The organism is uncultured Helicobacter sp., assembly GCF_949282165.1.
Classification (GTDB): Bacteria; Campylobacterota; Campylobacteria; order Campylobacterales; family Helicobacteraceae; genus Helicobacter_F.
The window spans coordinates 349889-371355 of record NZ_CASDOV010000001.1 but is presented as its reverse complement, the minus strand read 5'-3'; the positions used below and the strand labels follow the sequence as shown (position 1 = coordinate 371355).

General features: G+C 46.8%; 14 protein-coding genes. 6 read left to right on the top strand and 8 right to left on the bottom strand.

Annotation, left to right across the window (positions count from 1 at the left end):
• Positions 1–18: 18 nt before the first annotated feature.
• A complete protein-coding gene (locus ACH2BK_RS01880; protein WP_395001860.1) occupies positions 19–390 on the bottom strand; it encodes a hypothetical protein in 372 nt (123 codons plus the stop codon).
• 158 nt (positions 391–548) lie between these two features.
• On the opposite strand from ACH2BK_RS01880, the gene purL reads away from it, so the two are divergent.
• Both purL and ACH2BK_RS01870 read left to right on the top strand, forming a co-directional pair.
• Positions 549–2768: a phosphoribosylformylglycinamidine synthase subunit PurL gene (purL, locus tag ACH2BK_RS01875; RefSeq protein WP_395001859.1), complete on the top strand. Its 2220-nt coding sequence runs from the start codon at positions 549–551 to the stop codon at positions 2766–2768.
• 446 nt (positions 2769–3214) lie between these two features.
• Positions 3215–3967, top strand: coding sequence for an SDR family NAD(P)-dependent oxidoreductase (locus ACH2BK_RS01870; RefSeq protein ID WP_395001858.1), 753 nt, complete (start codon positions 3215–3217; stop codon positions 3965–3967).
• A gap of 56 nt (positions 3968–4023) precedes the next feature.
• On the opposite strand, the gene ACH2BK_RS01865 is transcribed toward ACH2BK_RS01870, so the two are convergent.
• Positions 4024–4320, bottom strand: coding sequence for a hypothetical protein (locus ACH2BK_RS01865; RefSeq protein WP_395001857.1), 297 nt, complete (start codon positions 4318–4320; stop codon positions 4024–4026).
• Positions 4321–4695: 375 nt separating this feature from the next.
• On the opposite strand from ACH2BK_RS01865, the gene cysK reads away from it, so the two are divergent.
• From cysK to ACH2BK_RS01850, 3 genes are all read left to right on the top strand, one after another.
• Positions 4696–5616 (top strand): cysteine synthase A, encoded by a 921-nt coding sequence (cysK, locus tag ACH2BK_RS01860; protein ID WP_394994156.1) that lies wholly within the window; start codon positions 4696–4698, stop codon positions 5614–5616.
• Between the two features lie 519 nt (positions 5617–6135).
• A complete protein-coding gene (locus tag ACH2BK_RS01855; RefSeq protein ID WP_395001856.1) occupies positions 6136–6282 on the top strand; it encodes a hypothetical protein in 147 nt (48 codons plus the stop codon).
• Positions 6283–6373: 91 nt separating this feature from the next.
• Positions 6374–6691, top strand: coding sequence for a hypothetical protein (locus ACH2BK_RS01850; protein ID WP_395001855.1), 318 nt, complete (start codon positions 6374–6376; stop codon positions 6689–6691).
• A gap of 299 nt (positions 6692–6990) precedes the next feature.
• On the opposite strand, the gene ACH2BK_RS01845 is transcribed toward ACH2BK_RS01850, so the two are convergent.
• The 6 genes from ACH2BK_RS01845 to ACH2BK_RS01820 all read right to left on the bottom strand — a co-directional run bounded on the left by ACH2BK_RS01845 (position 6991) and on the right by ACH2BK_RS01820 (position 15728).
• The gene (locus tag ACH2BK_RS01845) at positions 6991–10059 is read right to left on the bottom strand and encodes an efflux RND transporter permease subunit (protein WP_395001854.1); all 3069 of its coding nucleotides are present in this window, start codon (positions 10057–10059) and stop codon (positions 6991–6993) included.
• 20 nt (positions 10060–10079) lie between these two features.
• The gene (locus ACH2BK_RS01840) at positions 10080–10781 is read right to left on the bottom strand and encodes an efflux RND transporter periplasmic adaptor subunit (RefSeq protein ID WP_394994165.1); all 702 of its coding nucleotides are present in this window, start codon (positions 10779–10781) and stop codon (positions 10080–10082) included.
• 14 nt (positions 10782–10795) lie between these two features.
• Positions 10796–12199 (bottom strand): TolC family protein, encoded by a 1404-nt coding sequence (locus ACH2BK_RS01835; protein WP_395001853.1) that lies wholly within the window; start codon positions 12197–12199, stop codon positions 10796–10798.
• A 105-nt stretch (positions 12200–12304) separates the two neighbouring features.
• Positions 12305–13783, bottom strand: coding sequence for a Na+/H+ antiporter NhaA (gene nhaA / locus ACH2BK_RS01830; protein WP_395001852.1), 1479 nt, complete (start codon positions 13781–13783; stop codon positions 12305–12307).
• Positions 13784–13863: 80 nt separating this feature from the next.
• On the bottom strand, positions 13864–14181 hold the full coding sequence (gene trxA / locus ACH2BK_RS01825; RefSeq protein ID WP_394994173.1) for a thioredoxin: 318 nt from the start codon (positions 14179–14181) through the stop codon (positions 13864–13866).
• A 266-nt stretch (positions 14182–14447) separates the two neighbouring features.
• Entirely contained in the window at positions 14448–15728 is a 1281-nt protein-coding gene (locus tag ACH2BK_RS01820; RefSeq protein ID WP_395001851.1) for an outer membrane family protein, read from the bottom strand.
• A gap of 288 nt (positions 15729–16016) precedes the next feature.
• Between ACH2BK_RS01820 and ACH2BK_RS01815 the strand changes: the two genes are divergently transcribed.
• Complete coding sequence (locus tag ACH2BK_RS01815) at positions 16017–21449, top strand: alpha-2-macroglobulin (RefSeq protein ID WP_395001850.1); 5433 nt, start codon at positions 16017–16019, stop codon at positions 21447–21449.
• The last annotated feature ends 18 nt before the right edge of the window (positions 21450–21467 follow it).

Below are 21467 nucleotides of genomic sequence, written 5' to 3'. Positions count from 1 at the left end.
CGGACTTTCTTACAAGATTCATACATTAATGAGTTCATTAAATTTATTTTGGAGTGCTTGGAGATTTTCTTTTTTCACCCACGACTCCCATAGGCTTGGCTCAAAGCGTGCCTTGTCGTAGCGGATAGTGGCACTCCCCACAATCGCATTTACCTTAATATCCTCTATCGCCGGTATGTGCTTTAGGAGTGCGAAGATAATCTCTTGCGTGCTGTGTGAATCTGGGAGAAACTCTCGTAGCGGCGTGGTTTGTGCCCATTTTTTGGCAGCGGGTAGGGCGGAGAGATTAGCGCGGATGCGGATCCTGCCGGGTATGTGATGCACGATGTGAAAAAACCCCGCGACTTGCTCTATGTCCTGAAGCGAGATGTGTAAAGCCCTCTCTTGCATACATTGTCCTTGTGATTAGCCCTTGTGGCTAGGTGTGAAAATTAGGCGCGCATTGTAGCACAAAATTGCAACGCGCTTATGGTAGCCCAAGTGTTTGTGTGCTACAATCCCGGACTTTATTTCGCTTTGATTTTTCACAGAATCTACAAGGAGAAAATATGCGTGATATTGAGGCTTTGAGTGCGCCCATACAGGAAAATGAGCGAGAATCTATCTTAGATTCACACAAATTGAGCGAGCAGGATTATGAGGCTATCGTGCGGATTCTAGGGCGTGTGCCAAACCTCATAGAGATAGGGATTTTTTCGGCTATGTGGAGCGAGCATTGCAGCTACAAATCGAGCAAAAAATACTTGCGTGGCTTCCCCACACAGGCTCCTTGGGTGATACAGGGACCGGGCGAGAATGCTGGCGTGATAGACATTGGCGGGGGCTATGCCGCGGTTTTTAAGATAGAATCTCACAACCACCCCAGCTTCATCGAGCCATACGCAGGAGCCGCTACGGGCGTGGGCGGGATTATGCGCGATATTTTTACGATGGGTGCGCGTCCGATAGCTAGCCTTGATTCTATACGATTTGGCGATATCGAGGACAAGGGCGCGCTGGGTAAGAAGCACCGCTATCTGCTACGCGGCGTGGTTGAGGGCATAGGCGGCTATGGGAATTGTATGGGCGTGCCCACCATCGGCGGGGAAATGAGCTTTGAATCTAGCTATAACGGCAATATTTTGGTCAATGCCTTTTGTCTAGGCGTGGCAAAAAAGCAAGAGATTTTTTATGCAAAAGCCGAGGGCGTGGGCAATCCCGTGATGTATGTGGGGAGCAAAACCGGGCGTGATGGCTTGGGCGGGGCAGTGATGAGTAGCGATAGCTTTAGCTCAGATTCTAAGGCATTGCGCCCCACGGTGCAAGTGGGCGATCCATTTGCCGAAAAGCTGCTGTTAGAGGCGTGTTTGGAGCTTTTTGCAAAGGATTATATCGTGGGGATTCAGGATATGGGCGCAGCGGGGCTCACGAGCTCGAGCTTTGAGATGGCGGCAAAAAGCGGCAGCGGTATGCGCCTAGATCTCGATAAAGTCCCAATGCGCGAGAGCGGTATGAATCCCTACGAGCTAATGCTTAGCGAATCCCAAGAGAGAATGCTAATTTGTGCCAAAAAGGGCTATGAGCAAAAAGTGATAGAAATCTTTGAAAAATGGGAGCTAGATGTCGCGGTAATAGGGGAAGTGACTAATAGCGGCGTGATGGAGCTCTTTTGGTATGGGCAAAAATGCGCCCAAATCCCCATAGATGAGCTTAGCGATGGTGCGCCAATGCTCGATAGAGCGATAAGAGAGGTTAGGCGTGAGAGCGAGAGGGCAGAAAATTTGCGCACAGAGCTAAGCGCGCAGGAGGTGTTTGAAAAACTCCTCTCTAGCGTGGATATCAGCGATAAAAAATGGGTGTATAGTCAGTATGATAGCAGTGTGCAGACCAACACAATCGTGGATAGCGGTAAATGCGATGCGAGCGTGGTGCGTATCAAAGAAAATGGCGTGGGGCTGGCGATGAATGTGTATTGTGATGTGCGCGCATGCTATCTCAATCCGCGTGAGGGTGCTAAGTTGAGTGTGGCTGGGGCAGGGCGTAAATGCGCCACAAGAGGCGCGCGCCCAAAGGCGATTAGCGATTGTCTCAATTTTGGCTCGCCAAATAATCCCGAGGTGATGTGGGAGTTTAAGGAGGTGTGTGAGGGGATAAAGCAAGCCTGCAGCGCGCTAAATACGCCCGTGGTGAGTGGCAATGTCTCGCTGCACAACCAAAGCGATGGGATTGATATCTATCCAAGCCCTAGTATCGTGAGCGTGGGCATAGTGCCCGATGCCAAAGACACGATCACAAGCGCGCTTAAAAGTGAGGGCAATGCCTTGCTTTTGGTGGGCGAGATTGGTGCGGATTTTGCCGGGAGTGTGGCACAAAAGCTGTGCGAGGGCAGAATCTATGGCGAGGTGGCACGCATAGATTTACAAAAAGAAGCGCGGCTGTGGGATCTGCTCTGTGAGGAGAATGGCGCGATTGTCAGTGCCAAAGATGTGGGCAAGGGCGGGCTTGCCATCGCTTTAGCCAAAATGGCACTTTTGGGCGGCAAGGGCGTGAGGGTGCAAAGCGGGCTAAAATCGTGGGATTTGCTCTTTGCCCAAAGTCCAAGCTGTGTGGTGCTAGAAGTCGCGGCGCAAAATCGCGCTGTGATAGAATCTAGGGCGCGCTCTTTGGGGCTAAGCGTGCGTGAAATCGGCGTGGTGAGCGCGGCTGATATTTGCATAGATTCTGTGCGACTTTCACAAGAGAGGGCAGGGGAGCTGTATTTTGGGAGCTTTGCGCAATGTGTGGTGTAGGCTTGGGTTTATAGAATCTAAGCCACCAAAGGCGTTTTGGGATCTAGATTTAGAATTTTAAAATTTGTCCTTACGGATTGAAAAAAGGATTGAGATTTAAACAAGGTGGATTCTAAAATACACGCAGAGTCCAAGTGGCACAGAATCTACGCAATTCCTCACAGATTCTCACACACAGAATCTACAAGGCGCAAATCCAAAGAGAGATTCTAAAAATAAGCAAAGACAGAATCTAAGCTCTAAAAAAAATATAGAATCTAGTCGGGTTTATAGAAACTGTGCCATTGCCAAAGGGCGTTCCTGACGCGCTGACACCAAGAGATTCTATAACCTTGCCAAAAATGCAGTGTATGTTCGCGCAGCGGAGCGAGCGGAGATTCACTCTCCGCGAGCGATAACAAGTTTGCTTGCAGCAAACTTGCATTAAATAATCAAGGAGGTTACAAATGGTAATTCTTATCACGGGGGCTTCGGTCGGATTTGGGGCGGCGAGTGCGAGGAAATTTGTCGCTAATGGACATAAAGTCATCTTGCTAGCGCGCAGGCTTGAGAAGCTAGAGGCGTTGCAAAAGGAGCTCGGCGGGGAGGAAAACGCGCAAATCATCGCGTGTGATGTGTGCGATACCGCGCGCATAGAATCTGCCCTAGCAAATCTAGCACAGGATTTTAAGCAAATTGATGTGCTACTCAATAATGCGGGGCTTGCGCTAGGATTGCAAAGTGCGGATGAGGCAAATATCGCGGATTGGGAAGAAATGATACAAACAAATGTGCTAGCGCTTGTGCGTCTGACACGGCTGCTTTTGCCCCAAATGGTGGCGCGTAAAAAGGGGCATATCATCAATATCGGCTCTATCGCGGGGCGATACCCCTATCCGGGCGGCAATGTGTATGGCGCGACAAAGGCGTTTGTGCGGCAGTTTTCGCTCAATCTCCGCGCGGATTTATACGACAAGCATATCCGCGTGAGCAATATCGAGCCCGGGCTATCGGGCGGGAGTGAGTTCTCACTCGTGCGCTTTAAAGGCGATGAAAAGCTCGCAAATGCCGTGTATGAGGGCACTAAGCCGCTTTTGCCCGAGGATATAGCCGAGGCGATTTTTTGGGTGGCTACGCTCCCTAGCCATATCAATGTCAATACCATCGAGCTTATGCCTACAATCCAAGCCCCCGCGGCACTCAATGTGCATAAGCAATAGCGGGGGCTGTGTCACTCTTAAATGTGAGTGTGCGGGTAGCTTATGTGTGGTTGCTCTCATCTCAAAGCAATCCTGCCCCACCTTGTGCGATTATTATAGAATCTAGTGCGGGACTGCGTAACTTTAATTTGTGTAACTTTAGGATAAGCCGCGCAAGGAATGCGATTTGGGCTAGCGTATTTTCTATTAATTTTATACAAGTTTGCTAGGGCAAACTTGTTATCGCTCGTGAGGAGTGAATCCCCACTCGCTCCGCTTCGCGTGCATACAAAGAGTTTTACAGAATCTAAGAGGCTATTTGGTGTAATCGCGTCAGGCACGCCGCTTAATCGAATACCCTTTCTATAAACCAACTTAAGATTCTAAAAGTTTCAAGATTTTTTGTCTTTTCTTTACTATTTTTTCGTATAATGCACCCCGCAAGCTTAAGATATGGGGATACATTAGGCTTGTGTATTTTTAGTGTTTCCCCGAGACTCCCTCCAAGTCTGATGGCACTAATACCCTAAACATCAAGCATCGCCCGATTCCCAATGACCCCTCCTCCATTGGGCGGTGCGCCTCTATCACACTTCAATCTTAGATTTTTCTTGCAGGCTTTCTAGTATTGTTACTTTTGAGTGTTACTTTAGCGCACAGGCGAAGTGTCTATTTGGAAATACATTTACAAATCTGATACAAAAATGCCATAGAATGTGTGGGTTATCACAAAGTTTAAGGAGATTTTAATGAAAGTAATCCAATCCATCAGTGAGACTATCGGCAACACGCCTCTGTTGTTTATAAAGTCCCTATCCAAAGAATGCGGGGCAAATATCTATGGCAAATGCGAGTTTTTCAACCCAAGCGGCTCCGTCAAAGACAGAATCGCGCTCAATATGATAGAATCCGCGCTCAAAGAGGGCAAAATCAATGCTCAGACGACTATCATCGAGCCAACCAGTGGCAACACGGGTATCGGACTAGCCGCCGTGTGCGCTGCCAAGGGGATTAAGCTAATCCTTACAATGCCAGAATCTATGAGTATCGAGCGACGCAAGCTGCTTAGTGCCTTTGGGGCGAAGCTAGAGCTAACCCCCGCCACGCAAGGAATGAAGGGGGCAGTCAATCGCGCCCTAGAGCTCCAAGAGCAGATTCCAAACTCGCTTGTGCTGCAGCAATTCCAAAACCCCGCCAACCCCGAGATTCACAGGCAAACCACCGCGCTGGAGATATGGGAAGCGATGGAGGGCAAAATCGATGTGTTTGTGAGTGCTGTGGGGACAGGCGGGAGCTTAAGCGGCGTAGGAGCGGTGCTGAGAGAGAGAAATCCGAATGTGAAAATCATCGCCGTGGAGCCTATAAACTCGCCCGTCCTTAGTGGCGGCGCGCCCGGACCGCACAAGATTCAGGGCATTGGCGCGGGATTTATCCCTGAGACTTTGGATATGAGCCTCATCGATGAGGTGCTGCAAGTCGATGCGCAGTGGGCGGCAGAGCAGTCGCGCAAAATCGCCAAAAATGAGGGCGTGCTCGTGGGCATCTCAAGTGGCGCAAACCTCTGGGCGGCGCAAGAAATGGCAAAAAAATATCCGGGCAAAAATATCGTAACGATTTTGTGTGATACAGGGGAGCGATACCTAAGCACGGATTTGTTTGAGCAGGCTTGATCGTAGAAACTCAAGCTTGTGAGCGGGAGCGCGACTCTTTTTGCCTCTCGCGCTCGCTTAAGCCAAAGCGGCTAGTCATTGCAGAGATTTGGCGGGTTTGGGGAGGCTCACTCACCCTCTAGCAACTCCTACCCCCCAAACTCGCTCAAAACCCCACAGGCACCACCGCAATGGCTAATTTTTTGTTTGCGTTGATAGCCCCACACAATCCACACCACACCAAGAGGGCAAGCCAAGTATGGAATGTAAGGAAAATACAGAATCTAAAGAAAGCTTAGAATCTAATCGAACAGAATCTAAAAGTAGATTGAGAATCTAAGCTAAACTAAACACAGAATCCAATTTGACAGATTTGGAATCTAAAACAAACACAGAATCTAAGATTCAATACTTCAGATTCAAATACAGAATCTAACTCCATAGATTCTAAAGATTCACAAAAGCAAAATTTAGAATCTAGCTTTTTAGAATCTAATCAACTCACAGAATCTACCACTTCAAAAAAACCTTATCAAGGCTTTGCCCGATTCAAATAATAGTGCGTGCGGTAGCACGAGCCGAGCAGAATCTAAGTCCTTAGATTCTGCCATTTTTGCGCAGCAAAAATCAAATAAAATGTGTAGCGCGTCAGCGCATACAATCTCTCGCCCGCTTCGTGGTGCGTAATCGTTGGAACAAGGAGGCAGGAGTGCCTCCGCAACGATTGCGCTAGAAGCGGATACAGCGAGGCACTCTCCCCGATTGCCGTGCCGAAGGCTTGCAAGCAAAGCGCAGCAAAAACAGCGGCGGCTTTTTCGGGGCTGGGGAGAGCGGGGAGAGGGGAATATCCCTTTTTGCGAAAAAACAACGCAATACACAGAATCTAGAAAGTATTCGTGAGAATGCGACTCTAGGAAACAGAGAATCTACAGAATCTAACGCGGAGATTCTAGGAAGCACAGAATCTAAAGATTCTAAAGCAGATTCAAAGACGATTACAGAATCTACAAAAGCAAATGTAGAGAGCACGCAATCAAAAGCAGATTCAGAATCTAAGGCATTTACAGAATCTAGCCCAAGAGATTCTGAACAATGAACAAACACAGAATCTAACAATCAAAGAATCTGCAGAACCTACAATGCAGATAGAATCTAAAATGGATTCAGAATCCAACCCACGAGCAGACGAGGGGTGCTTGGTGCTAGCGCACCTACATATTGATTTGATTGCTGCTCCGCAAAAATGGCAGGATCTAAATCCTTAGATTCTGCTTAGGTCTTGCGCTCTCGCACCCCATTATTTTAAATCGGCAACGCCTCGCATAAGGTTTTTGAAGCGGTGGATTGTGCAAATTATTTTAGATTCTACAAAGCTAGATTGTGGGGCTTAATCCCTTAGAATTTATCCCCCTCCTTTGGCTTATACAACTTTTGAATCCTATCATCAAGCGGGGCTAGAAATCGATAAAACACCGGCACGATGAGCAATGAAAGCAGCATAGAGACGATAAGTCCGCCAATCATCGCAATGCCTATGGGATTTTTCATCGCCTCTCCCGCGCCATTTGCGATGGCTAAGGGCAGCATACCAAACACCATCGCAATCGTCGTCATCAAAATCGGGCGCAGACGCAGCTCGCCAGCAGTGATGAGCGCCTCTATCATCTCCATACCCTCCTTGCGCTTCTCGTTTGCCACATCGATGAGCAAAGTCGCGTTTTTGCCCACCATACCCATAAGCAGCATAAGTCCTAGCATTGAGAACATACTAAAGGTTTCGTTTGTGAGAAAGAGCGCGATAAACGCCCCAGAAAAACTAAGCGGCAAGGTGATCATAATGATAAGTGGCTGCAAAAAGCTCTCATACAACGCCGCTAAAATTAGATAAATGAGCACAATCGCCGTCAAAATCGCCACGACAAACGCCTCTATAGTCTCTTGCATATTTTCAGCTTCGCCCTGTAGCTTGTAGCTCGCACCCTCGGCTAGCCATTTGTTGCTCGGATCTAGCACGACAGCAAAAATATCGCCCAAGCTCACGCCCGCATTTGTGTTGGGCGAGGCATACACGCTCATACTGCGCTGCCTATTGAATCTCGTGATGGTTGAGGGCGTCATTGTCTCCTCGATTTTGACGAGCCCCTCCAAAAACATCAGCTCGCCCTTGGCATTTTTGACTTGCAAGCGTTTGATATCCTCTAGCACGCGTCTATCGCCATCAGGCACGCGCACGGTAATGTCGTATTCCTTGCCCCGCTCTTTGTAATACCCCACGGGATATTCCCCAGAAAACGCCGCCCTAATGGTATTGCCTATCTCTTCAGAGCTCACGCCGTATTTGTTGGCATTGGCGCGCACGATATGGAATCTATACTCGGGTTGATCGTCGGCTTTGTTGAGATGCACGCCCACGACTTTGCCCGCGAGCTTTTCCTCAAAGAGCTTGTAGAGATTTTCTTGGGATTGCTTTAGGAGCTCATCGTTTGGGGCTAGGATCGCGATTTGGAATGGCGAGTTATCCCCGCCGCCAAAGTCCGAAACCTCCACGATGGAGATCGTCATACCCTCTGCGGCACTCTGTTGGGCTAGGAGAGTGCGCATTTTGTCCATTATCTCAAATTGCCCTTGCTCCTTGGTGCGCTCCTTGCGATCGAGCATTTTTGTATAGATTTGGGCTTTGAAGATATTTTTTTGGGAATTGTAGCCAATCTGCAAAGTCGCAAACTCCGTGCTTGAATCCGCTAGGATAATATCTTGCAGCACGCCTGCGCGCCTTTTCATCTCCTCCATACTGATACCCGGCGCGACTTCTAGGAAGACGTTGTATTCGCCCTTATCCTCCTTTTTCATAAAATCAAAGCCAAGCTTGCCCGCCAAAAAAAGCGAGCCTGCAAACACACCAATCACGGCAAGCAGCACGACGAGCTTGTGTGAGAGCACAAAGCGCAATGTGCGCACATACCACTCATCAAGCTTTCTAAAAAATGGCTCGCTCCAATGATAGAATCTTGAGTGTTGTGGGCTCACCACGATGGAGCTTAGCATAGGGATTATGGTGATAACCACGATGTATGAGAGCCCGATGGCTAGTGCCACCGTAATCCCAAAGCTCTGAAAGAATCGCCCCACGATACCGCTCATCGTCCCTACCGGGATAAACACCGAGAGCAGCATCGCAGAAATCGCAATGATGGCAAAGCCAATCTCACGCACGCCCTCATACGCTGCTTCGCGTTTGGGCAGCCCAGATTCTAGCTTTTTGTGGATATTTTCAATCACCACAATCGCATCATCGATGATAATCCCAATCGCGAGTGTGAGCGCAAGGAGTGTGAGCATATTTAGTGTGAGATCAAAATAGCTCATCAGCGCAAAAGTCCCGATAATGGATACAGGCAGGCTCAACGCCGCCACGATCGTGATACTCACGCTGCGCAAAAACACAAAGACGATAACCACCGCCAAAATCGCCCCAAGCAACAAGTCAAACTTCACATCATTTACAGAATCTTTAATGTATTGCGTCGTGTCCTTAAACACCTGCACTTCATAGTCTTGACTAAGTGCTAAAATCTCGGGAAACACCTTTTTAACCGAATCAGCGATTTTGATATCGTTTTGTCCAGAAATCTTTTGGACTTCAAAGATCACGCCGGGCGTTTTGTCATAGCTCGCATAAGTCCTATCCTCCTCGATAGAATCCTCAATCCTAGCGATATCTTTGAGCCTCACGCCATCAGCCACGCGCAGCTCGCCCATATCCTCTATGCTATAGCTATTTGCATCAGTAGTAAGCGCCCACTCGTATGTGGTGCTAACGAGCCTGCCGCCATCGATCTCGACATTTTCTTGCCCTATAAGCCGCCCAATGTTTGAGAAAGTGAGCCCGTATTTGTTCATAAGTGTGGGATCAGGATAGATTCTAATCTGTCTTTTTCTATACCCGCGCAGCTCCACGCCACCCACGCCGCTAATCTTTTGGAGCATTGGCTTGATGACATTATCCGCGTGCTTCATCATCTCAGATGGAGGCACTTTGGTGCTTGTTAAAAATAGCGAGATCACGGGAGCTGATCCCGTATCGACTTTGCGCACAGAGGGTGAATCTATCCCACTTTCTAAGCGCACCGTGCCGATTTTATCGCGCACATCTGCCACCGCGACATCGAGATCCTTTTCTAGCTGAAACTCTATAATCACAATACTCGTGTTGCGCACACTTGAGGAGGTCACTTTTTTGAGCCCATCAATCCCCATCACCGCTTCTTCTATCTTGTCTGTTATTTTTGTCTCCACCGTCTGTGCGCTCGCGCCTTGATAAGTCGTGATAACCGTTACGATAGGAAAGTCAATGTTTGGGAAAAGCGATACGGGGAGCTTGAGCACTGCTAAGAATCCAAAAAACATCACAGCTAGCGCAAACATCAGCGTAGAAACCGGGCGCGTAATGGCAAACTTATACATTGTGAATCCTTAAATGCGCGCTAGTTTTTGGTTTTGATATACCCATCGCCAAAGGTCCCGGGCACGATATTTTGCACCAATGCTTCGGCTTTGACTTTGCGGTTGCTCTCGCTTGCAGTGGGATAGATTTTATTAATCACGGCTATTTGCTTAGATTCTATGCCATCGACGCTAAACTCAAAGGTATCGCCCACTTTGACTTTGCTAATGTATTTAAAGTCAAACTCTAGCACGATTTTTACTTCCTTGCTGATAAGCCGAAAAAGCTCCGTGCTATTAGCCCCCACGCCATCGCCAAGCTCGATATTTTTGGAGGCGATTATCCCATCAAATGGCGCGCGCAAAATGGTTTTGCTAAGCAATGCCTCTTGATAGGCGAGATCTGCCTCATATCGCTTATAATCTGCGTAGTATTTATTGAGCGTGTTTTTATCCACTGCCCCGCCGGATCGCTCGTATCGCTCGTATTGCTTTTTGTTAAAGAGATAAGTCTGACGGATAGAATCCACCTGCGCGCTTTGGTCTTTGTTAAAAAGTGTGAGGAGAATATCGCCTTCTTTGACCTCGCTTCCCACATCAACATAGATTTTGGTGACAATCCCACTGCTCCCTAGGCTAAGGTTGGCATCTCTAATCGCTTGTGCGTTAAAAATCGCATACACTTCCTCTGCATACGCCACTGCGGCAAGCAGCAAGCTTGCCACGCATACTTTTAATCCCATACCACTCCTTTGTCTTACTCGATATAGTCTTCTATTTGCTGCCCACTATAATAGATATATCGTGCCTTTTCTATCTCATAGTCATTGAGGCTTTGGGTGTAGGTGGATTCTGCGCTAAATCTCCTGCTAAGGGATTGCAGATAATCCGAGAAGTTTAGCACTTGTGCTTCGTATCGACGCGCGACATTTTCAAAAGACACAGAGGCGGATTTGAGCGCTGCCTCCGCGCTTTTTATCCTCGCCTCAGCGATTTCTATGCTCTTGCGATAGAGTTTTTCGTCTTTTTCCTGCTCGTATTTTTTATACGCGAGCTCCTTTTGTCGCTGCATAGCCGCATAGCGCACCGCTTCTTTTTGTTTAGAGAGATTAAACCAATCAAACAGACGCATATTCACGCTCACGCCGATAACATTTTGGGTTGGTGGGTAGCTCATCTGCATAAAGGTTGGATTGCCATACGCTGCACCTACGCCACTAGTGCCACCGCCACCTATGCTTGCAAACAAATCATTTAGGGCGGGTTTTGATCTGTATGAGCCCGTGTCAAAATAATTCCACGCAAAGGTATCGCTAAGCGCAATTGTGGGCAGATAGGTGATTTGCTTGGCTTGATACATCACACTATTTGCTTGCTCTTCAAGGGCGATGAGATCTTGGCGTTTTTGGAGTGTGAAAGTAGGCATTTTAATCGTAATGCGCGAGAGTTCTTTTACCTCGAGATTAGTGAGGAGTGAGAGCATGAGTTTGTTGCGCTCCATTTCAAGCACGATATTTGCCATATCGTGCTCAGTAGAGAGGATCTCTGCGCGCAAGGATTCTACATCATCGATAGTTGTAAGCCCTGCTTGATAGAGTTTTTCGGTGCGTTTAATGTTTTCTTCAAGCTGCTTATGCTGCTGCTCTAGGGCTACTTTTTGGGATTTGTTAGAAAAATATGTGTAATACTGCTCAATAACGCTTAAAAAAATCTGCTCTTGGGTGTTTGCTCTATCGGCTATGCTTGAGCGATAAAGCGAGTTTTTCTCCCGCACTTTATTATAAGTCTTGAGTCCGCTAAAAAGCTCCCATTTTGCCTGAAGCTGGGCACTTTGGGTTTGCATTGTACGATAGGTGTTGTTGGTATCTTGGAATGAATAGCTCCCATCAAGCGTGGGCAAAAACTCCCTTTTTGCAGCAGCTTGGTTTGCTTTTGCTTGCAATATCGCAATATCTTTGGCTTCGAGGTTGTAGTTGTTTTTGGCAGCTTCCAAAAGCTCTATGAGCGTATAGCCTCTCTCATCGCTAGTGGTGGTGCTCAATATGCTGAGTGTTTGGGATTTTGTTGTTTGAGATTCTGTATTTTCTTGGGTTGGCGCACACACGAGGCTTTGGGAGGCAAATACCAAGCCCACCAATACCGGAATAATCCTAAAATACATTGTTTTCTCCTCATCTGATATGAAAGTTTTTGGATTGGAAAATTAAGAGAGGAGATTATAGCATAAAAATATTATTGTAAATAAATATTACTATCAAAAAATTCCCTATAAGTCTTGTGAATCTTGTTCTTCATTTTGGCGCGGGGTGCGCGTCGCTAAGCTCATTAAGATGATGCCAAGCACGACTGCGATACTTGAGGCGATGAGAATGGAGATCTTAGAGAGATCTATAGCACTCACATCATCGCCATACGCGAGATTTGCGACAAAAATTGACATAGTAAATCCCACGCCAGAGATTGCCCCAACAGCAAGGATATGAAAGTTGCATAAGCCCTCAGGACGCACAGAGAGATTGCACTTCTCTCCAAGATAGGCAAAGAGAAAAATCCCAATGGGCTTGCCTATCACAAGTCCCAAAATCGTGCCAATCATCACGCCATCGATTCCAAGATCAATGTGTGAATCCACGCTCACTCCGGCGTTTATGAATGCAAACAAAGGCACGATACAATACGCGCATACGGGCTGCAACGCGTGCTCAAGGCGCAAAAGAGGATTTTGGGCATAGCGCGCATATACCCCTATGCTATCTAAGATATACACGAGCTCACTAGCCTTTGCCATATTGATGCTACGCGTGCTAGCCGAGGAAGCCATAAAGTTTTTGATATTGCGCCAAGTGGATTTCCAAAATCCTAGCTTCTCGCTCTCTTGGATATGCAAAATATCCGCACCATCGTTGGTGATCATTTTGATACGATCAAATTCTGAAAGCATATTGCGAAAATATTTTTTATTGACACGTTGTGTCCTGCCTGGGATCGTGAGGGCTAAAATCACAGCGGCGATAGTCACATGAATGCCACTAAAATACACGCTAATCCATAGCAAGATTCCAAAGAGAAAATACAAGCTAAGGTATTTTGTATCTCTGTAGTTGCAATACCCCAGAGCCCCCACAAGTAGCACAGAGATAGCAATCCAAGCCATATCAATCTGCTCGGAATAAAAAATCGCAATAACGCTAATTGCCCCCAAGTCGTCAGCCACTGCCAAGGTTACTAGAAAGACTTTGACGATTTTTGGCACTCTATTGCCAAGGAGCAAAATCACCCCGAGCGCAAACGCCGTATCGGTGCTCATCGCCACCCCAAAGCCTCTCTCATAGGGTGTGCCAGCAGTGAAATACAAATACAGCGCAATGGGCACAACAATCCCACCAAGAGCCGCCATAATTGAAAAGCTTACTTTTTTAAATCCCGCAAGTTCCCCATAGAGAATCTCACGCTTCATCTCTAATCCCACAAGTAAGAAAAAAAACGACATCAACACATCATTGACAAAATGCAATAATTCAATTTTGAGCTCAAAGCTCCCTAAGAAAAAGCCAAATTCAAATTTTTGAATCCAAAAATACAGGTTTGCATACGAGGAGTTCGCCACCACCATAGCTAGCACCACGCAAAATACCAATAAAATACCACCAAAAGATTCGTGAGTGATAAAGCGTTGTAAGCCGTTTTGGAGTTTGTCTTTGACATAAGAATAATGACGATTGGCTGTGTGCTGGTTTTGTAGCATCACTTCTCCTTTAATTTGTTGCTCAAACAAGCACGATTGGAGCGCCCTAAAAGGGCGAGGATTCTCTAAAAATAGAGAGATTAAAGCATAGAGTTGAGTTTCTCTGTGACTGTGGATTCGCTCACTGCTCCTATGATGGTATCTACCACTTGCCCATCTTTCATAAAGATGAGAGTTGGGATACTGCGGATACCAAATTTTGCTGCGAGGTTGCCCTCTTCGTCTGTATTGACTTTGCAGATTGTGGCTTTGCCATCAAAAGTTTCAGCAAGCTTCTCTACTATCGGCGCGAACATTTTGCACGGACCACACCATGGTGCCCAAAAATCCACAAGTGCTACACCCTTTGCTGTTTTCTCATCGAAATTAGCTTCTGTTAAGTCAAAATACTTTCCCATTGATTGCTCCTTTAGTTGATATAACGCTCGGATTATACGAAAAAAAAGTTACATATCTAAGAAATTTTCGCGATTTTTTAATTCTTTGTCGCGGTGCTCTGTCTCTTTGATATTGAGTATTATAAATTTGTAGCATGCAAAAATCGTGATAGGCCATAGCGCGATTAAAAACAATGTGTATAACATAATTCATTCACTCCTTAATGGTTAAAATATCGCTTGTGAGATACTTCTAAGCTATACCCCACGAGGGGGTATAGGCGTAATTAGAATGTGTGTTCCATATAGAAGAATATATGACTGCGATCATCAGTGCGATTTGCGGCGAGTGCGCTCCCTACGCCCACACCTGCGAATGGATTGTATCCCGCCTTGGTAGTATCGCTAAACCACTCGATTTTACCACCCACCTTGAAATCCTCGCGGATTTTGTAGCCTAGATTGAGTGCCACGCTTTGCTCCGCACTCCTAGGAGAGTTTGTCGCGCGTGCTAGTATTTGCCAATTAAACGCACCATAGGCTGCGCCCACATAGCCATAACCGCTAAAGGCGTCTTTGGCTATCATATCTGAAAGAGCTTGTCCGATATCATACGCACCGCCAGTCCAAAAATCCACTACAGATAGCACGGGGTTGCCATAGCGTCCGATGAGTTCATTAGCATTGCCAAAGTTTTTGTAGATACCCACGCCAAAGTGGAAGTTATCGACATCAAATCGCTGATCGATCCAAAGTGTCGCGGAGCTAGCATTGATGCTGCGCCAATCCCGTCCCGATACATTGTTCTCCCTATAATGCTCATTTGCCTGCGGGAATAGCGTGCGCACGCGAGTTAGAGAGCGGAATCCTAAGAGTTCAAAATTAGGATTAGTATTGTATGTGAGGCTCACACCCGGTGCGGTTACCTTGCTATCGACATAGTAAGAGAATATCGAGGTTTTAAACCCACCAAAGCTAAAGTCAATCCCTGCACCAAAGATATCTTTTTTTAGTCCATGCACGCGATAGAAGTCATTAAACCATTGGTTATAGGCAAATCCTCTGCGGTTTGACCAAAAGCCCCAGAGTTTAAACGCACCAGTTTGCACATAGCCTTCGGCACCTTGGTTGTATCCGCTAAAATACTCGCCGACTTTGCCAGATTGATAGCGGCCAGCTTTGATGTAGAAAGTGCTATTTTCATAGCTCAAATAGGCGTTTTGGACTATGTAGTTTTGCACCTTATTTTTATCCCAACTATAGCCAAAATATGAGCTTTGCACCGGCGAGCCATTGAGGCTTGTAGGCCCATTTTGTGTGGAATCAAATGCCAATCCTCCCAAGCTACCACCTAGTCCAAATTCAAGTCCCGCACCCAAATCTGCCTTGAGATTAAGCTGTGCAAAAAGCGATGTCCAGCTGTCTGTGGGAGCTGCTCCTGTATCTGTATTGGGAGTGATGTTGTTAAATCCCCATTTGGTAAATGTCTCCGCCGAGCCACTTACCTTATAATCAAATGCCTGCACACTTGCAAGCACTAAAACCAAGCTTAAACAAGCTTTTTTCATCTGCGCCCTCCTCGAAACATTGTTGTTTTTGGTAGTTAAGCTACTTGCTTTATTATCATAAAAAATCGCTTAAATCAAAGTGAGAGGAGTGCGATACCCTGATATTTATCTATGAGTTAGAGGCAAAATCGTAACCTGCCACTTTTGGGCAATCCTTAGTCCGCAGCCTAAATCTTGTGATAGCAAAAGAGATTCTAAGAAACGACAAAATATAATTTTTAGAATCCCTAGTGATTTAGGGGCTTTAGAATCTTGCTTGGGCTTTAAGCCTTATTTAGGAGTGCGCTAATGCGAGTGTTGTTGTGGTGTGTGGCGATGCTAGGATTTGTGTTTTGGGGCTGTGGGAATGATGATAAGATCTTTTCTATCACGCAGGGCGAGATTAGCACAGATGCAAAGCTGCGCGTGGAGTTTAATGAGGGATTTTATAAAGGCGTGAGTGATACATTGTTTGTCACCGAGGGCGCGTTTAAGGTAAATGGCAAGGACGCTGCGTGGCAATATGGGTTTAGCAATAGCACGACGCTTGTGATTATCCCTAAAGAGCTTGCGCCAAACACGAGCTATGATATTGCCATTGATTTTGCCAAAATCGCCAAAGATCGGGGTTTTGAGCCGCCGCTAAAGACGATTAAAATGCAGGTAAAAACTAAGCCCACGGAGTTTTTTCTAAGCGATCTTGGCGTGCGGCAGCAAGGCAGTGAATCTAGGCTAGTGGCAAACCTCGAGCTTTCGCAATTTGTCCCAATGGAGATTCTAAAAAAAGCCCTAAGTCTCAAGCTAGATTCTAAAAATATCACTCTGTCTCTTACACAAAGCAATCCTAGTGATTATCTCATCACTTCAGAGCCGATCACGCCCTCAAATACGCAGGATTTGCACTACATACTCACACTAGATTCAAAGCTCCTAGGCGCAGATGGCGAGACTAAGGAGCGCACGATTATACTACCCAAAAACACGGATTTGTATGCGATGCGTATAGAGAGCACAGAGGAGAGCGCCCAGCCCAATGTGATTGTGCATTTTTCCCAAGAGCTTGCCAAAACCCCTGATCTCAAAAGCTATATCCAAGTAACGCCAAATGTCCATTTTACCGCCTCACAAAGTGGCTCTGTGATCGTGCTAAGTGGGAAGTTTGACTTCGCGACAAATTACAATATCAAGGTGCTAGAGGGGCTAAAGTCTATCAATGGCGCGAGTTTAAAGCAAGATGCAAGCTTTGATATCACAGCTAGGGAGATAGCTCCTAGTATCGCGTTTGCCTCTAGTGGGGTGTTTGTCCCACGCGCAGCAAACAAAAAAATCGCCTTTAAATCCGTCAATGTCAAAAAGGTGGTGCTAAAGCTTTATAGAATCTACCCAAACAACCTCACGCAGTTTTTGTATGACAACAATCTCATCGGAGATTCTCAAAGCAATAGCGCGCAGGTTAGAGAATGCAAAAACTCATACGATGAGGAATATGAGGAGTATTATGAATACTGCTCAAGCGGGCTAGATTTGGAGCGTATCGGCGATAGGGTGCTAGAGAGGGAATTTAGCATAGATTCACTCAAAAACCAATGGATTCAAAACGAGCTCGATTTTGAAGGCTTGCGCGATTTGAGCGGGGTGTTTGTCGTGAGCTTGGAGTTTGGCAAGGACAATGTGGATTATGATTTTGGCGATATGAGCGAGTGGCGCGTGGATAATTTTTTTAGAAAATATGGGGTGATTGCTAAACATCTTATCTTTTCTAACACTGCGCTTTTGGGGCAGAATCTCGATAGGCAGTTTGTCATCACCGCCCTAGATATCGCCAAAAACACGCCCATAGCAGGCGTGCAAATCAGTGCGATCAATAAGAAAAATCAAGTAGTAGAGACAAAAACGACAAACGCCAATGGCGATGCAATTTTTTCTAAAGTCGATACGCAAAACACGCTTTATTTCCTCACACAAAACACGAGCGATCTCGCAGTGCTCAAACTAGGCAGCTCGCTTGTAGGCACTGATGGCTTTGACACACAAGGCGTGGTGAGCGAGGGCGGTATGAGGGCGTTTGTCTATGCCGATCGTGGGGTGCATAGACCGGGGGATACAATCTATCTCGATGCGATTGTGCGCTACAACGACAAGCCTCTAGATTCAGCCCACCCGGTATTGCTCACGCTCAAAACCCCAAGGGGCAAGGCATTTGTCGATAAGCGTATGATGGAATCTAGAGGCGAGGGATTTTATCACTACGAGATCAAAACGCCCAAAAACGCCGATACAGGCGTATGGGAAGCGATTTTGCACATCGGAGATTCTGTATTTAGAAAAGAGCTTAGCATAGAGAGTGTCGCACCAAATCGCCTCAAAGTCGATTTGCAGGTGCCAGATTCACTAGATTTGCGCCAAGATTCACAGATGGATTTTACGCTGCAGAGCGCATATCTCTTTGGCGCGCCCGCTTCAGAGCTAGAGTATGGCGTGGTGGCAAACTTCAAGCCTTTGGAGTTTAAAAGCAAGCGTTTTAGTGATTATGTCTTTGGCGTGCCAAGCAGCTTGCACTTTAGCCATAGCGATAGCGTGAGTGGCACGCTAAATGAGAGCGGCGTGGGTAGTGGCAGTATCGGGCTAGATTCACTCCAAGGGGTTAAGAGCAATCTTGAGGCTTTACTCATCGCTAAAGTGTATGAGAGCAACGGCAGGGTCGTAGCTACGCGCAAAAAGATACCCATAAAGCTTTTTGATAGCTTTGTGGGTATAAAGCCTCTAGCAAATCGCTATATAGAGACAGGCACGAAAGTCTCCCTGCCAGTGGTTGTAGTCTCAAGCGAGGATTCTACGCTCATCAAAGGGCGCAAAGTCTCTTATACAATCTACCACAATCAACACTCGTGGTGGTGGGATTACGACTCCTATGCACAATACCTGCGCTCTATCAAAACCGATCGCAACACTAAGATTCTCGCCCAAGGGAGTTTAATAAGCAGTGATAAGCCCGTGGTGTTTGAGTATGAGGCAAAGCAGAGCGGGGAAGTCTATGTGGAGTTTGTCGATGAGGAGAGTGGCGCGCTAAGCGGGACATCGTTTTATACATCAGGTTGGGGCGAGCCGCTAAGTGCGCAAAAAATCACAGCCCTAAAGATAGAATCCGATAAGGCACGCTATGGCGTGGGCGAGAGCGCAAATGTGCGCTTTGAAAGCACAGCACAAGGCAAGGCGCTCGTGGTGGTGAGCAAAGCGCATAAGGTACTCAAACGCTTTTGGGTGGAGACTAAGCCTAACCAAACTAGTCTAGCTATCCCCATCACAGAGGATATGAGTCCTAATGTCTATGTGAGCGTGGTGTTTTTGCAAAACTATGAGAGCGTGAGCAACGATCGCTTAATGCGGCTTTATGGTGTGATTCCGCTTATGGTGGATAAGAGAGATTCAAGGTTAGACTATGAGATTAGCGCGCCAGAGAGGGTAACACCCGGCAGTGAGTTTGCAATAAGCCTCTCTACTAAGCAAGGCATAGAATCCACCTACACGATTGCCCTTGTCGATGAGGGTTTGCTCAATCTCACGGATTTTGCCACACCCAATCCGTGGCAGTATTTTTATGCCAAGCTCGCCCTTGGGCTTAGAATCTATGATAGCTATGATTTGATTGTGGGCAGGAGTCTTGGGAAGGTGCAAAAGATTCTAAAAATCGGTGGAGATGGCGTGGATTTGCAAAGCTATAGTAAGCAAAAGGGCGATGAAAATGCCAATAGATTTAAACCCGTGGTGCTCTATAATGCCCCAAGCAAGACTGATGAGAAGGGCAATGTAAGATTACGATTTACAATGCCAACCTACATAGGCAGTGTGCGCGTGATGGTGGTGGGGGCTAGCGGCAAGCTCTATGGCTCAAGCTCCAAAAATATCCAAGTGAGCGCGCCTGTGGTGATGCTCCCTACTATCCCGCGCGCGCTTAAAGTGGGCGATAGATTCCAAATACCTATTGAGGTGTTTGTCACCAAAGCCACCGATAGCAAAGAGAGCGTGAAAAATGCCACAATAAGCATAAGCAGTGCTAAGGGGATTGTGAAGTTTAAGCAAGATTCACAAAACATCGTTTTTGATGGCAATAAGCCACGAAACATCGTCTTTGAAGCGGAGGTGCAAAATGAAGTGGGCGTGGAGACAATCACTCTAAGCGCGCATTCAGCACAAGGAGTGATGACAGATAGCATCGAGATTGATATCAAAGCCATAAATCCTTTTATAAGCTCACAGAGCTCGCATTATCTCAAAAGTGATGAGGAGCTACATATCGTCGCGCCACAGGACTTTGTCAAAGGCACAAACAAGGGGACAATCACTATTAGCAGCAATCCATTGCTAAATATCAATCATCGTGTGCGTTGGCTGGTGCATTATCCCTATGGGTGTATAGAGCAGACGACTTCAAGCGTGCTGCCACAGCTCTATCTCGAGGCATTTGGGACATTTAAGGACATCGACAAAAAAGAGATTGTAGAAAACATCAATGCAGGCATTGCGCGCATAGGTGGGTTTGTAACGCCAAGTGGGGGCTTTGCGTATTGGCAGGGGGGAGCGCAGCCCAGCGAGTGGGGCTCGCACTATGCCGGGCATTTTTTGGTATTGGCCAAAAAGCTTGGCTATTATGTGCCAGATTCTGTGTATAGGGGTTGGCTAGCGTATGAGAAAAACTTCGTAAAATCCTCTAGGGACGCAAGCTACAAGGCGTATCCACTCTTTTTGCTAGCTCTTGCTAATGAGCCAGAAATCGTGGTGATGAATGCCTTGTATGAGAGTGGTATGCGTGGGCTTAGCAACACAGACAAATGGCTGCTTGGCGCGGCGTATAAGATGGCGGGTTATGAGGAAATCGCAAAGAATATCACGCGGGATTTGAGTGTGAAAGTCAATGCCTCAAAGGAATACTACGCGTATAGCTATGGCTCGCCTTTGCGCGATGAAGCGATGATACTAGATAGCTACAAAATCATCTATGGCGGCGCGCACGATGCGTTGTTTGATAGCATAAAAGCCGCGCTAGAATCTAGCAAATGGCTCTCAACCCAAGATTCAGGCTACGCACTTTTGAGCCTTGCAAATACGCAAAATGCGCAAGAAGAGGGCAAGCTCAAAGGCGTTATCAAGCGTAATGGCAAAAAAGAGAGTTTTTCAGAATCCACCCAAAGCCTTAGCTTTAGCCTCAATCAAGGCGAGGCATTTATAGAATCTAAAACGCCCCTATATGTCGCGTATGCGTGGGAGGGAATCCCTATGGGCGAGAGTATCAAACCAAGCTCTAGGGGGTTAGAAATAAAGCGGGAGTTTTATGATGAGTTTGGTAATGCACTTGATGTGAGCGAGCTAAAGAGTGCGAGTAGCTTTTGGATCGTGCTTAGAGTGGGCAATACTAGCGGCATAGGCGGGATTAGCAATATCGCACTCACACAGGCTCTGCCAAGTGGGTGGGAGATAGAGAATCTGCGCCTAAACCACGATGAGCTGCCAGAATTTATCCGCACCAAGCAGGGCAGAGAAGTGAGCTATACTGATATACGCGATGATAAGATTATGTGGTTTTTTGATATGCCTTATGGCAATAGCACACAGGTGGTGTTTGCTAAGATAAATGCCATCACGCCCGGGGATTACACGCTCCCAGCCGCTTATGCCGAGGCGATGTATGATAACAGCTTCCAAGCAGCCACCAGAAGCCAAAGCGTGAGGGTTTTGGCTAAATAAAGGCTTTGTCTGCTATAA

Coding starts and splice junctions, on each gene's coding strand:
- trxA (WP_394994173.1), bottom strand. CDS start 14,181: ATGGGAAAGTATTTTGACTTAACAGAAGCTAATTTCGATGAGAAAACA.
- ACH2BK_RS01820 (WP_395001851.1), bottom strand. CDS start 15,728: ATGAAAAAAGCTTGTTTAAGCTTGGTTTTAGTGCTTGCAAGTGTGCAG.
- ACH2BK_RS01835 (WP_395001853.1), bottom strand. CDS start 12,199: ATGTATTTTAGGATTATTCCGGTATTGGTGGGCTTGGTATTTGCCTCC.
- cysK (WP_394994156.1), top strand. CDS start 4,696: ATGAAAGTAATCCAATCCATCAGTGAGACTATCGGCAACACGCCTCTG.
- ACH2BK_RS01840 (WP_394994165.1), bottom strand. CDS start 10,781: ATGGGATTAAAAGTATGCGTGGCAAGCTTGCTGCTTGCCGCAGTGGCG.
- ACH2BK_RS01880 (WP_395001860.1), bottom strand. CDS start 390: ATGCAAGAGAGGGCTTTACACATCTCGCTTCAGGACATAGAGCAAGTC.
- ACH2BK_RS01815 (WP_395001850.1), top strand. CDS start 16,017: ATGCGAGTGTTGTTGTGGTGTGTGGCGATGCTAGGATTTGTGTTTTGG.
- nhaA (WP_395001852.1), bottom strand. CDS start 13,783: ATGCTACAAAACCAGCACACAGCCAATCGTCATTATTCTTATGTCAAA.
- purL (WP_395001859.1), top strand. CDS start 549: ATGCGTGATATTGAGGCTTTGAGTGCGCCCATACAGGAAAATGAGCGA.
- ACH2BK_RS01845 (WP_395001854.1), bottom strand. CDS start 10,059: ATGTATAAGTTTGCCATTACGCGCCCGGTTTCTACGCTGATGTTTGCG.
- ACH2BK_RS01870 (WP_395001858.1), top strand. CDS start 3,215: ATGGTAATTCTTATCACGGGGGCTTCGGTCGGATTTGGGGCGGCGAGT.